This window comes from Sulfidibacter corallicola (genome assembly GCF_017498545.1).
Lineage (GTDB): Bacteria > Acidobacteriota > Holophagae > Acanthopleuribacterales > Acanthopleuribacteraceae > Sulfidibacter > Sulfidibacter corallicola.
In genome coordinates this window covers 4,384,425-4,397,494 of the sequence record NZ_CP071793.1, presented here as the reverse complement: position 1 = coordinate 4,397,494, position 13,070 = coordinate 4,384,425, and the positions used below count along the sequence as shown (strand labels likewise).

Below are 13,070 nucleotides of genomic sequence, written 5' to 3'. Positions count from 1 at the left end.
TCCATGAAATTTGGTTCATCCAAGAATAAGGAACTCCGGTTACGCTGGTCCATGCCGGGTCGCGAGCGCTGGGAAGTCGCCCGTCTCCACCGCAATCCGCTGCTGGCCATCGAAATGGAAACCCGCTTGAGGCGATATTCCCGTATTTCGCAGGTTGCGGCCAACGCCGAAACGGGCCGCATTCTGGTTCTGTTTCCTCCCACCCTCATCAAATCGAGGCACATCAAGCGCTACATCGAGAAAGCGCTCGAAGAAGCGCTGCAATGTATTGCCCCGCAACCGTTACCGGCAGAAACGTCCGAACGAACCTCTGCGGATCCGCTTCAACGGCGGATGGGAAAAGTTTTCGATAAACAGCTCGTGGACATCGTGGCGACCGGGAACGGCGTATCCGTCAAGGCGTTGAGAAAACCCCTGTCTCTGAGTACAGCCAACGCGGTGTTGACCGTTCTCAGCCCGATCGCACTGAGCTTGCTGGTGGCCACGCCGATATCCGGCGGATTACCGTTCCTTGCCACCTTGGGACTGCGCTCCAAGCTGGCTCAGTTTATCTTCTTGGGCGGGAGCTATTTGGGGCTCAAAACGATGGATTCGTACGTGTCTTACCTCACCAACAAGAACTGGGGTGAATATAGTCAGGAGCGGGAACGCGCCCTGCGCATGAAGGTGTTCGAGAAGATCCAAAGCATGGACACGGCATACCTGGAGAACGAGCCGCCTGAGAAGTTAATGGCCCTGATCAACAACGATATCGACAAGATCTCCGCGTTCCTATCCGAGGCGCCGCCCACGGTTTGGCGCAAATGGTTGACGATCGGCATCGGCACCGCCATTTTGGGCCTGGTCTCGCCCTTGGTGCTGTTGCTGACCCTGATACCGGCACCCTACCTGTATTACCTTGAAAAACGCCACTTTACGGAGGCCGGCAAAAATTTCGGCAAAGTGGCCATGGATAAGGACGCCCAGAACCAAATCCTGGCCGGCAACTTCAACGGCAGCGCCACGGTCAAGAGTTTCGCCTCCGAGCCCCGCGAATACCGGCGCCTGAGCGACAATTCGGATCAACTGTATGCCAGTCGGGTCGAGGCCCTCAGGGAAAACGCCGGGTTCTACGCCAAAAACAACTACGCCTTCATGATGGGCATCAGCGTGCCTCTGGTCTACGCCAGTTACGGTTTGATGATCGGCAGGTTCACCTTCACGGAAGTCATGATCCAGATGAGCATGGCACCCACGATGATGGAATCCTCCAGTGGCCACAACCTGATCAATTACCAATATCAGGAGGCCAAACAAGCCGCCAAGCGGCTCGATGCGTTGTTACACGTATCGCCAGGGATCCTCGATGGCCCATACGTTCTCGAGCGAGGCGCCGTGCGCGGTGATCTTTCCTTCGAAGCAGTTACGTTCGGTTATGGCGAAAGCCCCGTGTTGGAAGACTTCAGCCTGAGCATTCCCGCAAATCGGACCATCGCCCTCGTGGGCGGAACCGGTTCCGGGAAAAGCACGATCGTCAAGCTGTTACAACGTTTCTACGATGTCGATCAGGGCAGGATCCTGGTCGACGGCAACGATGTGCGGGACTTCCGGCTCGATAACTTACGCAACCTGGTCGGCGTGGTCAGCCAGGACGTCTTTCTCTTCAATGGAACCATCTACGAGAACGTGCACTATGGCCGACCCGACGCCGATCGTGAAGAGGTCCTCGAGGCCTGCCGGGTCGCCGAAATGCTTGAATTCGTGGAAGCGCAACCCGCCGGTTTCGACACCGTCGTCGGCGATCGGGGTCAAAAACTGTCGGGCGGCCAACGCCAAAGGATCTCGATCGCGCGGACGATTCTGAAGAATCCGCCGATCTTGATCTTGGATGAAGCCACTTCCTCGGTGGACAACAAGACGGAGGCCGCCATTCAACGTTCGGTAAATCGGCTCTCCGAGAACCGTACCACGATCATCATCGCCCACCGCCTGTCGACGGTTCGCCATGCGGATCGGATCTATTTCTTGAAGGATGGCGAGCTGCACGAGGAAGGAACTCATGAAAACCTGCTCGACCTGAATGGCGAGTATGCCCAATTGTGGCACCTTCAAGCTTCCCACGAACCATCGGATCCATTCGAGGAGACGGGTGTAGGGAGGGGCTAAAAGTTTCCAAACGAGAGAGGCAGACATGAAAACCTTTATGTTCCCGGGGCAGGGTTCCCAAAAAAAGGGAATGGGCGCAACCCTCTTCGACGAGTTCAAGGCGTTGACGGAACGAGCGGACCGGATTTTGGGCTACTCCATCGAGGAACTGTGTTTGGAGAACCCCGATCGAAAGCTCAACCAAACGCAGTTCACCCAGCCGGCGATCTATGTGGTCAATGCCCTTTCCCATTTCAGGAAAATCGCAGAATCGAACCGGAAGCCAGATTTCTTGGCGGGCCATAGTTTGGGAGAATTCAATGCACTGCTGGCGGCAGGCTGCTTCGACTTTGAAACCGGATTGCGCCTGGTCCAAAAAAGGGGCGAGTTGATGAGCCAGGCCCGTGATGGCGGGATGGCGGCTGTCCTGAACGCCACGATCGAAGAAATTGACGCCGTCTTCAAGGAACAGGGACTCACGGAAATCGATGTGGCCAATTACAACGCTCCGTCGCAAATCGTCATCTCCGGATCGAAGGACGAATTGGACAAGGCTCGCCCCTTTTTCCTGCGAGGAGGCATGAATTTCGTCCCGCTAAATACCAGCGCGGCCTTCCACTCCAGATACATGCAACTCGCTAGGAACGAATTTGAAACCTATTTGAAGGCATTCGAATTCTCGGCACCGAATATTCCGGTCATTTCCAATGTGTCGGCGAGACCTTATCAAAGCGGTGACGAGATCGCCAACCTGTCCGCCCAAGTGACCAGTTCCGTCAAATGGTTCGAAAGCATTCAGTACTTGCGGGGATTGGGGGATATGGAGTTCGAAGAGATCGGTCATGGCACCGTCTTGACGAAAATACTGGCGAAAATCATTCAGGAACGCCCCGAACCTCCCAAACGAGTGCAGGAGGAAGTGCAGGGAACCCCGAGACAGAAAGCCATCGAGACCGGAGAGCCGGAACCCGAACCCCTCACGGCAGAGGAAAAAGTGGCTGCCTGGAACCGGGAACACCCCATAGGAACAAAGGTAAGATCCTCCATCATCGAAGACGACAATCTAGAAACCCGAACGAAAGCGGTGGTCCTGTTCGGCCACAGGGCAGCGGTATACCTCACCGGCTACAAAGGCTATTTCGACTTGGACGAACTCGATGCCCGTGGTTCGAAGGCCTCGATGTCGACGCCGTCGTGTTCAGGGGCAGATCCCTCTCTCGAAGCAGTGCATTAAACGGACATGCCCACCACGAAGCCGGCCACCAGGACGTGGCCGTGGCCATCGATGGCTGGAACGGCCGGCATGCCGGGTCCCGCGGTGAAACGGATCCGCCTTGGGCGGAGCCAGCCCGCACGCCTGTTGTCGGGCGTCGTGGCCCTTGAGGACATCACCCACGTCGTCCCCCGGGTTTTCAAATCCAGCACCTCCGTGAGCGGGACATGAGGCCGTCTGGAAAAGCCCGGGGAAGCTGAGATCCTGGCTCGCGAATGGCGGGCACACCCACGAAACACCCAGACCGGTTCGTTTCCAGGGATGGGTCGGTGCGGCTCCGAATTCAAGGGAGCCGGCGGGGGATGCCGATGCGTGAATATGAGTGAAACGTGAAGTCGGCGGCCGGATGGAACAGCGATTTCCGATTTTCTGAAAGCGATCCGCATTATCGAAAAATGTTCTTTTTCGTGGGTCGTGATTGCAGACATTTGGAATCGATTCGGGTGCACCTATCGTTAAAAAGGCGCGAGAAATTCCCCCGGTAGGCGTTCTACTCATTACCCGGCGCGGGTCGGTCAAGGTCGCTTCGGCGAGAACCGATAATTGAGTCAGGTAAATACCAGATGAAAGGAGCAGCGGGATGTTGGCTATTCTAATGTGGGGTCTCCTTTTCAACGAGGCCCCGTTTTATGAAGGGTCTGTGAACGATGTGTTCGATAAGGCGAAACAAGAAGAGAAAGTCCTGGTCGTGGACGTGTATACCGAATGGTGTGGGCCCTGTAAGCTCATGGACCGCACCACCTGGAAAGACGAAACGGTTCGTTCCTTTTTCGAAGAAAAGGTGATCGGTTACAAGATCGACGCGGAGAAGGGCGAAGGTCGGGATTTCGCCAGAAAGTACAAGGTCTCCGGATACCCCTGCCTCCTGATATTCAACGCAAAGGGAGAATTGATCGACAAACGATTGGGCTACATGGCAGCCCGAGATTTCCTCAATTGGGCCAACAACAGCCTGGATTGACGTCACCGCATCCAGGCGGAACCCCGAGCACGGTCGTCCGGGTTCCCGAAAAAAAGCCGCGTTCGCATCGGGGTGCATGAACGCGGCTTTTTTGTGTCCGGAGCCATCCCGGCATTCGCCGATGGGCGCCGCTCAGACCAGCCCGGGCAGTTCCCGGCCCAGCATGTAGATCGCCATCGCCATGACGAACCAGGCGAATCCGGTGCGCAGCCGATCGGGCGATATCACGCGCATCAATCGGGTACCGGCGAAGCTGCCCATCACGGCCGCCGCGGTGACGGCCAAGGTGGCCTGCCAATTCACGTCCACTTGGCCGAGGTATCCGCCCAGGCCGGCGAACGACTTCAACGAGATCACCAGCAACGAGGTGCCCACGGCTTCCTTCATGGGGATGCCGCCCAGGAGCACCAGGGCCGGCACCACGAGGAATCCGCCGCCGGCGCCGACCATGCCGGTGAAGCCGCCCACCAAGAAGCCCTCGACCAGGATGAACCCCACGTGGCGGGCTCCTTCGTTCCGGGGTTGCGGGGTGCGCCGCCCCCGCAACATGGCGAAGGCGGTGACGAACATCAGGCCGCCGAACAACAGCAGCAAGATCGGACCGGGAATCAAGACGCCGATCTTGCCACCGCTGAAGGCGCCGGCCATGCCGCCGGCGCTGAACCAGAGTCCGGTTTGCCAGCGAACGTTGCCGGCGCGGGCGTGTTGAACCGCGCCGATACCGCTGGTGGTCCCGACCACGAACAACGACATGGCAATCGCCGTGTGTGGCTCGAAGTGCATGGCGTAGAGCAGGATGGGAAGTGTGAGAATCGAGCCGCCGCCTCCCAGGAGGCCCAGGGTGATGCCCACGAGAACCGAGAGCGCGAGGCCGAGGGTCATGAGGGGACTTCCGCCTTTTTCATGTGCTGGGTCGGAAGCTCTGCCTGGCGCCACCCCTCCATGCCGCCCTTGAGGCTCCAGACCTTCGGGTAGCCGTAGCCGCGCAACCGTTCGGTGGCAGCCAGGGACCGTACACCGCCGCGGCACACCGTGACGATGACCTGTTCGCGAGGCAGGTCGAAAAGGTGTTTATCCAGCAGCGCCAGAGGCATGCACATGGCACCCTCGATGAAGCCGAGAGATTCCGCCCATTCTTCCGGGCGACGTACATCGACCAACAACACGCGATCCCGATGGCCCAGTAACCAATCGGAGGTGACTTCCAGGTGATCCTGGCCTGGCAGTCGGGGTTCGAATTCCTGACCGCAGTTCAGGTTGCCCGGCAAGGCTTCGCGAATGTGTTTCGGCTCGGGCAGGTTCAGGTTGTCCATGATCACCACGAATTCCTCGATCGATTTACCGGCCAGCCTCGGATTGAAGCGCTTTTCCTCGCCGATGGTGCTGCAGGTATGGCCACGGTAGTCGTGGGCCGGATAGACCAGGACCTCGTTGTCGAGCGTGAACAGTTTTTCGGTGATCGAATGGTACAACTGGCGGGCATCCCCGCTCTGGAAATCGGTGCGGCCGGTCCCGCGGATCAACAACGCGTCCCCGGTGAAAACCATGCGGCCGTCCAAGAGATAGCTGAGGCAGGTGTGGGTGTGACCCGGGGTTTCGATGACGCGCAACTGGTGCGACCCGATGCGAATGATGTCCCCGTCGCGCAGTTTTTGGGAGGCACAGGCCACATCGGCGTGGATGCTGACGGCGGTGAGCGCTCCGGTCCAATCGCGCAGGGGCCCGGCGCTGGTGATGTGGTCCGCGTGGATATGGGTTTCCAGGGTGTAGCGGAGCGTCAGATTCAAATCGCGAATGAGCTTCAGGTCGCGGTTCAATTGGTCGCGTACCGGATCGATGATCACGGCTTCGCGGGTTTTTTTGTCGGCGATCAAATAAGTGTAGGTCGATGTTTCACGATCGAATAATTGTCGAAACAACATGGCATTCCTCCAATGGCCGCACACGGCGTTCAGGGTTGGACAGAGCAACCCGAGTGCCATAGTTGGCGGAGCGTAAGTGACTGTAATAAATTTGGATATGGAAGTGTTTCGTTCGGTTGTCGCATTTGCTGTTGCAGTGTGAAACACCTGAAACGTTCGTGATCCACTCGTGCGACACCCGAAACACCGGTCTCCCCACACCTCGTCGTCGTGCCCACGCGTATCGCGATGTGCTCGCTTTCGGCCTTGCGGGTTCCAGGTGTGTCGCATAATCGGCTAAAATGCTGGGTTTGACGCCGGTTCTTTGCGGATTCGACGTTGAATCGAACCCACCCCGATGCGGTGCCGAGCTTCCGTTCCCCCGCGGTACCGGTCGATGACTCGGGTATGCCCGGTCAGGTGGTTTCGCGGTTTCCGTTCTCGTGTGTCGCGCCTCCGTGCACGGTGTTGTCGATGTGCAGAGAGCTTGGACGGGTATTCTTCGTGATTTCCCGTTTTTCGATTCGGTCCCAAGATCATGCGATCTCTCCCCCAGGCCATGGTCGCCTTTTCGGATCCGAATCTCGATTTCCCCATTCATTCCCCTGAGCGAAAGGTGGCTAACATGATTGTTATGAAATTTGGTGGATCCTCGCTGGGCACTCCGGCACGGGTTCGAGCGGTAATGGACATCGTCGCCAACGCGCGTCGCCGGTTCGGTGCCGCCGCAGTCGTCTGTTCGGCGTTTGGCGGCGCGACCGATCAGTTGATCAGCATGGGCAAGGCGGCGTCCTCCGGAAGCCTCTACTACCAAGAAACGCTGCATGCCTTCGAAAAGCGCCATTTGGATGCCGTGGCCGAGTTGTTTCCCAATGGGAACCGGTCCGCCGTGGAGGCGAGGATCCGCAACCTGGTCGGAGATCTGTCGGACGTGCTTCACGGTATTTTTCTCGTGCGTGAACTGACCGCGCGCACCCAAGACTTCATCACCAGCTTCGGCGAACGGCTTTCGGCGCGCATCATCGCCGAAGCCCTCGCGGCCGGCGGCCTGCCTGCCGAGTACCTCGACGCCCGCACCCTGATTCGCACCGACGATCGCTACGGTTCGGCACGGGTCCAGTTCGAAGACACCAACCGCCGGATTACCGAGTACTTCGAAAAGCACGATGCCCTGCAGATCGTGACCGGGTTCATCGCCGCCAGTGACCAGCAGCAGACGACCACCCTGGGTCGCGGCGGATCGGACTACACCGCCTCGATTTTTGGCGCGGCCTTGGGCGCCCACGAAATCCAGATCTGGACGGACGTGGACGGTGTGCTCACGGCCGACCCGCGCAAGGTGGGCGACGCCTTCCCGATTCCGGAAATCAGTTACGAGGAAGCGATGGAGATGGCCCATTTCGGCGCCAAGGTCATCTACCCGCCGACCATGGCGCCGGCCATGACGGCGGGCATCCCGCTTCGCATCAAGAACACGTTTCAGCCCGAAGCCGCCGGAACGCTCGTCGGGCGCAGGGTGGAGCAGGATCATCCGCTGCCGGCCTGTGGTCTCAGTTCGATCGACCACGTGACGCTGCTCCAGCTCAAGGGCTGTGGGCTCTTCGGTGCCGCGGGCGTCGCCAATCGCCTGTTCGGCGCCCTGGCCCGAGCCTCGGTCAACATCATCCTGATCAGCCAGGGCTCCTCCGAACACTCCATTTGCGTGGCGGTGGCGCCCACCGATGCCCATCGCGCCCGAAAGGCCGCGGACGAGGAGTTCGCCCTCGAGTTGATGACCAAGCAGGTGGACCCCATCGCCGTCGAGGAGAACAAGAGCGTGATCGCCGTCGTCGGGGATCAGATGCGCCGGGTTCCCGGCATTGCCGGTCGCGTGTTCAACGCGCTGGGCGCCAATCAGATCAACGTGGTGGCCATCGCCCAGGGCTCTTCGGAGCGCAACGTTTCGTTCGTGGTGCGCCATGAGGACCTCAAGCCGGCACTGCACGTGCTGCATCAGGCGATCTTCTTTCCCCTTCGCCGAACCCTGCACCTCTTCCTGGTGGGCATCGGCCTCGTGGGTCGTGAGCTGGTGCAACAGATCGCGGCCAAGGAAGCGGGCGCGGGCGAGGAGCAGCCGCGCATTCGTGTCGTGGGTTTGGCCAACAGCAAGAAGATGATCTTCGACCCGAATGGGTTGGGTCTGGACGACCTCGAGGGCACCTTGGCGCGCGACGGACTGCCCATGGACGGCGAGGCCCTGTTGGCGCGGGCCCAGGCCATGCAGGTATCCGACAAGATCCTCGTGGACCTCACGGCCAGCGATGTGGTGCCGCGCTGGTACGAACCGGCCCTACGCTCCGGCATCTCGGTGGTAACCGCCAACAAGAAGGCCAACACCGCCGAGCAGGCCTATTTCGACAAGCTCAAGTCCCTGGTTTCCTGCCACGGCGCCTCGTTCCTCTACGAAACCAACGTCGGCGCGGGCCTGCCGGTGATCCGCCCCCTCAAGGACCTGATCGCCGGCGGCGATGCCGTGGCACACATCGAAGGCATGCTCTCGGGCACCCTGAGTTACCTGTTCAACGCGTTCGACGGCAGCCGGCCATTCAGCGAGCTGGTGCTGGCGGCTCGTGATTCGGGTTTCACCGAGCCCGATCCGCGCGAGGACCTCAACGGCATGGATGTGGCGCGCAAGCTGTTGATCCTGGCGCGCGAGTGCGGACATCGCCTGGAATTGGACGACCTGGAGGTGGAGAGCCTGATCCCCGAGGAGCTGCGCGGATTGGACAGCGCCGAGGACTTCATGGCTCGCTTGAGCGAGGCCGACGCGATGTTCGAGGGCCGACGCACCGAAGCCGCCGAAAACGGTCAGGTGCTGCGCTATATCGCGCGCTTCGCGGACGGCAAGGGCGTCGTGTCCCTGCAGGCCGTCGGTTCCGATCACCCCTTCTACCACACCCGCGGCAGCGACAACCTGGTCAGCTACACCACGCGGCGTTACGCCACCACACCGATGGTCATCAAAGGCCCGGGCGCGGGTGCCGTGGTGACGGCCGGCGGCGTGCTCGCCGATATCCTGCAGGTGGGTCGCGGACATTGATCCCCGGATCACGGGCCGGGGTTCCCATGAGGTGGAACCCGGCCCCCCTCGTCAAAAGGCGGCTTGCTTCAATTGACCCTTGAATTCGGCTTTCAGGCGGGTCAGTACCTCTTCGGTCCAGGGTAGATCGAACATGGCGGGATGGCGTTCGCGGTGGTCCTCGTAGTAAATGATGTCGATTTCGTTGACCATCCCGTTTTGTAGCAGATCATCGAATATTTCGAACTCACTGCCTTCGGTATCGATTTTCAAAAGGTTGACCCGTTTTCCCAGCGTGCGAATGAAGTCCGAAAGGGCGACCGTTTCGACGCTCAAGAACGTTTCGGTGTTCACGTTGGTTTTTTGGGCGTAGATCGATGAACCCTGTGCCCCGGCCCGGTGTGCCTGTTTGGGGTCCTTGGACAGGTACAGCTTGATCTGCTGGCCGGATCGACCCGTCACCGCTTTCTCGATGAGGTGGACTTGCGGGTAGCGTTTGCGAATGTAGGCCGCATTGCGGTCCAGTGGTTCGAACGCATACACTTCGTGTTCCAAAAAGTTGCGAAAGAAGGCACCAATGCAGGCGCCGCAGTCGAAAACGATCAACGGAACCTCCGCGTTTCGGCGACTCGCCGGCGACCTGCCCGTCCTGTGATTGCCTGGGCCGGTCTCGAGTCGGGGAAGGGATTGTTTGGCTGTGTCGGAACGCCATCAGCATACCATGATTCCCGACAGCCAAATCGATCGCGGCGGTGAAGGAAATCGGAACCGACCCGTGCGATTCGCGACACGCCTGACGTGTCCATCGTGTTCTTCCAGGAACAGGGTTTGGTTGAAAATGCTCCGCTGCATCGGCAGGGTTGCCAACACCGACCGGGATCGGCAGCCAGGTATCAGGTCTCGGCTAAATACCTTTGAAAACGCACCTTGCCGAAACCCGACGCCTGATACCTGTTACCGTGCCCATCCAGTCAAACCCCTTGGGCGTTGAAATCCTTTCGTTGCTGGGTGGGCGCTACCTAAAATTTCAGGGTCAGTTTTCCAAAAAGCATGCGACCGCCGCGTTCCGGCAAGGTGTTGATGCGGCCGCCCACGAAGTCGGGGAAATACAGTTCCTCGTCGAGCAGGTTGGTGCCGAAGATCGAGATCGTGGCGGATTCGATCTCGCGATCGGGCGAGTAGGGGCTACCCGTCGGAAGCTGGAAGACCACTTGTCCCGATAGCAGGTGGGCCTTTTCCGCCGGCGGGTTGACCGCGGCAGCCTGTGGAAAGCGCTCCTCGAGAGAGACGGCCTCGCTGCGGTAGATGTGGAACAGGGTGGCGGAAAAGAGCTTCTCTTCGAAACTGAGGCCCAGCTTGATCGTGGTCCGGGGAACCGGTGTGAACGGCTCGATGCCCGCCCGGTTCTCGTTGGTCTGGTAGGTGTAGGAGCCGGTGACATAGAACCGGTCGAAGGTGGCGATTTTGGTCTCCAGCTCGATGCCCCGGGCTTCGAGTTCCTCCTCGTTCACGAAGTCGAGCACCCCGTCGGCGGCGCGCCGGGTGGTGATCAGATCGGTTTGTTTGTTGCGGTACAGGGTCAGCGAGAATTGCCAGGCCGGGGTGTAATAGTAATAGGCCAGGTCGATTTCGGCGACCAACTCCGCTTCCAGGGCTGGATTGCCGCGCAGGCCGCCGATGATGTTGCCCACCTGATCTTGGATGAGGGTCCGAAAATGGGTCTCGATGCCGAAAGCGGATCGAAACGCCTTGGAATACAACAGTTTGAAGCCCATTCTTTCATTCAGGTTGTAGACCGCGCTGAACCGCGGAACCCACTCGGTGCCGCCCTCGTCCGCATCGTTGTACTGGGCACCGAAAATCAGTTTCAGGGACTCGGTCGGGTTGATGTCCGCCAGCAGGTAGGCGTTCCACCAGTTGTTGCTGAAGTGATCGATGGGGCCGGGGTTGCGACGCGCTTCCGAATCCACCGACTGATTCCAGAAACTGGCGCCGAAGATCCATTTCGTGTAGACACCGGTGGTCACGTGCTGGGTGGTTTCGAAAAACCAGTCTTCGGAATGAATGGCGTAGTTGAAATGGTCGAACGTCATTTGATTGTAGGACAGGTTGTAGGAGGTTTCCCAGGCGTCCTCGATGCGCCGCTTGAACCCGAGATCGGTGAAGGACCTGCGGCCGACGATGGTGCGGTCCTCGATGGGGACCGGGTGGCGCCAATCCGCCGAGGCACCCATGATGCCCTGTTCGCTTTCGAGGAAGAGGCTCTGCAGCGTGAAATCGCGGTAATCGGCCTTGAGGAACACGCCGGTGTTGGTTTCGTGCATGGTGCGGGACCCGGACTCGTCGTGATTGTCCCGAGCAGAAAAGAGCCAGCCGTCTTCGTCGAAATGGCGGATTCCGGCGATGACGTCCGCGCCGCGTACGCGAAAGCCCGCTTCGGTGGAGAAGGTGGCGGCGTCGTCATCGCCGGTGTTGAGGTGGAACTGCCAGGTCGGCGCGCCGCCGGATCGCGTGATGATGTTGACGATGCCCGAATAGGCGTTGGTGCCGTAGAGCGGGGAGCCTGGCCCGCGAACCAGCTCGACCCGATCGATCAGCTCCACCGGGAAGGCCAGGTAGATGGGGAAATTGATGCCGCTGGAGTAGCCTTCGCGCAGCGGGCGTCCATTGATCAGGATCAGGGTGTGGTTGTCGTGATGACGGGTGAGATCGCCGCGCACGGCCACCACGTTTTGCGGAAAGAAGAAGGATCCCGAAGTGAACACGCTGGGCATCTTCTCCAGCAGATCGTGCAGGTTGTTGCAGCCCAGCAGTGCGACCTCCCGAGAGGTGATGACCGAGATCACGCCGGGCGTGTCGTGAATCGTTTCGGGGTTTTTGGAAACCGTGTAGACGTTCAGAGAAAGCAGGTCCTTGAGGGAAAGGTCGCTCACCGGCGCCTGGAAGGCCTCTTCCCGGGGGTCCGGACCGGCGTCTTTTTCGGGGCCTTCGTTGCCCAACCCATAGGAGCCTACGCCGGTCGTCCACAGGGAAAGGCTGCCGAGTAGAAGGAACCGGAAGTGGATCTGTCGAAGCTGCGAAATTCGAGTCCACATTTGCGATGCTCCTGTTGAGTATTCCTTCGGCAAGATAAAAAATAACTTTCCGAAAAATGATGCCTTTCGCGCTCCAAGTTAATGACTTCTCGGGAGTCCAAATTCTTCGTCGCGGCGCGCTCCACCTTTCCATGCGCATGTGTTACATTGAGTGAAGCCTTTCCAAACGAAGCTACCGCGGCGCTGGGGATTTCCGGCAGAAGTGTGTCCGCCTCACGATCGCTGCCGCCAGCCTGCACCTCTCTTTCGCCCCAAATTCCGCGCGGGCTTTCGGAGAAGGGATGCCTCGAGGAGGTGTGATGTGGAAGCGGTTCGCAAAGCCGTTGAATTTCAGGTGATTGGGCGTGTTCAAGGCGTCGGCTATCGCTACTTCGCTCAGACGCATGCGCTGATGTTGGGCGTCAAGGGATGGGTCAAAAACCTGCCTGACGGAACGGTCGTGGGGCATGCGGTCGGCACACCGGATCAATTGGTGAGCTTTTTCCACAAGTTATTGGAAGGGCCTTCTTTTTCCAGGGTCGACGATTTGCGTGAAAAGCCGTTGAACGAACAGATGGTCTATCGCTACGGTGATTTCAGCATCGTTCGTTGAGTTCCCGCCGGCGGCGAGCCGGTGTCGCGGGCGGTTCGGTGGGAACGTCGCGGGTACGCCGTTCAA

9 protein-coding genes are annotated in these 13,070 nt (G+C 59.4%); 5 read left to right on the top strand and 4 right to left on the bottom strand.

Annotated features, from left to right (window positions below; translation table 11 throughout):
• The first annotated feature begins 3 nt into the window (after positions 1–3).
• From J3U87_RS13215 to J3U87_RS13205, 3 genes are all read left to right on the top strand, one after another.
• Complete coding sequence (locus J3U87_RS13215; protein ID WP_237383516.1) at positions 4–2,145, top strand: ABC transporter ATP-binding protein; 2,142 nt, start codon at positions 4–6, stop codon at positions 2,143–2,145.
• A gap of 25 nt (positions 2,146–2,170) precedes the next feature.
• Positions 2,171–3,358, top strand: coding sequence for an ACP S-malonyltransferase (gene fabD / locus J3U87_RS13210; protein WP_337249564.1), 1,188 nt, complete (start codon positions 2,171–2,173; stop codon positions 3,356–3,358).
• A 619-nt stretch (positions 3,359–3,977) separates the two neighbouring features.
• Positions 3,978–4,358: a thioredoxin family protein gene (locus tag J3U87_RS13205; protein WP_237383515.1), complete on the top strand. Its 381-nt coding sequence runs from the start codon at positions 3,978–3,980 to the stop codon at positions 4,356–4,358.
• A gap of 132 nt (positions 4,359–4,490) precedes the next feature.
• Here the strand turns inward: J3U87_RS13205 and J3U87_RS13200 are convergent, their stop codons facing one another.
• Both J3U87_RS13200 and J3U87_RS13195 read right to left on the bottom strand, forming a co-directional pair.
• Positions 4,491–5,240 (bottom strand): sulfite exporter TauE/SafE family protein, encoded by a 750-nt coding sequence (locus J3U87_RS13200; protein ID WP_237383514.1) that lies wholly within the window; start codon positions 5,238–5,240, stop codon positions 4,491–4,493.
• Positions 5,237–6,280, bottom strand: coding sequence for an MBL fold metallo-hydrolase (locus tag J3U87_RS13195; protein ID WP_237383513.1), 1,044 nt, complete (start codon positions 6,278–6,280; stop codon positions 5,237–5,239). The genes J3U87_RS13200 and J3U87_RS13195 overlap by 4 nt, the downstream gene beginning before the upstream one ends.
• Positions 6,281–6,884: 604 nt before the next feature.
• On the opposite strand from J3U87_RS13195, the gene thrA reads away from it, so the two are divergent.
• Positions 6,885–9,338: a bifunctional aspartate kinase/homoserine dehydrogenase I gene (gene thrA, locus J3U87_RS13190; protein ID WP_237383512.1), complete on the top strand. Its 2,454-nt coding sequence runs from the start codon at positions 6,885–6,887 to the stop codon at positions 9,336–9,338.
• A 51-nt stretch (positions 9,339–9,389) separates the two neighbouring features.
• On the opposite strand, the gene J3U87_RS13185 is transcribed toward thrA, so the two are convergent.
• Positions 9,390–9,923 (bottom strand): FkbM family methyltransferase, encoded by a 534-nt coding sequence (locus J3U87_RS13185; protein ID WP_237383511.1) that lies wholly within the window; start codon positions 9,921–9,923, stop codon positions 9,390–9,392.
• 413 nt (positions 9,924–10,336) lie between these two features.
• Positions 10,337–12,412 (bottom strand): TonB-dependent receptor plug domain-containing protein, encoded by a 2,076-nt coding sequence (locus J3U87_RS13180; protein WP_237383510.1) that lies wholly within the window; start codon positions 12,410–12,412, stop codon positions 10,337–10,339.
• 301 nt (positions 12,413–12,713) lie between these two features.
• On the opposite strand from J3U87_RS13180, the gene J3U87_RS13175 reads away from it, so the two are divergent.
• Complete coding sequence (locus tag J3U87_RS13175) at positions 12,714–13,004, top strand: acylphosphatase (RefSeq protein ID WP_237383509.1); 291 nt, start codon at positions 12,714–12,716, stop codon at positions 13,002–13,004.
• The last annotated feature ends 66 nt before the right edge of the window (positions 13,005–13,070 follow it).

Coding starts and splice junctions, on each gene's coding strand:
- J3U87_RS13215 (WP_237383516.1), top strand. CDS start 4: ATGAAATTTGGTTCATCCAAGAATAAGGAACTCCGGTTACGCTGGTCC.
- fabD (WP_337249564.1), top strand. CDS start 2,171: ATGAAAACCTTTATGTTCCCGGGGCAGGGTTCCCAAAAAAAGGGAATG.
- J3U87_RS13205 (WP_237383515.1), top strand. CDS start 3,978: ATGTTGGCTATTCTAATGTGGGGTCTCCTTTTCAACGAGGCCCCGTTT.
- J3U87_RS13200 (WP_237383514.1), bottom strand. CDS start 5,240: ATGACCCTCGGCCTCGCGCTCTCGGTTCTCGTGGGCATCACCCTGGGC.
- J3U87_RS13195 (WP_237383513.1), bottom strand. CDS start 6,280: ATGTTGTTTCGACAATTATTCGATCGTGAAACATCGACCTACACTTAT.
- thrA (WP_237383512.1), top strand. CDS start 6,885: ATGATTGTTATGAAATTTGGTGGATCCTCGCTGGGCACTCCGGCACGG.
- J3U87_RS13180 (WP_237383510.1), bottom strand. CDS start 12,412: ATGTGGACTCGAATTTCGCAGCTTCGACAGATCCACTTCCGGTTCCTT.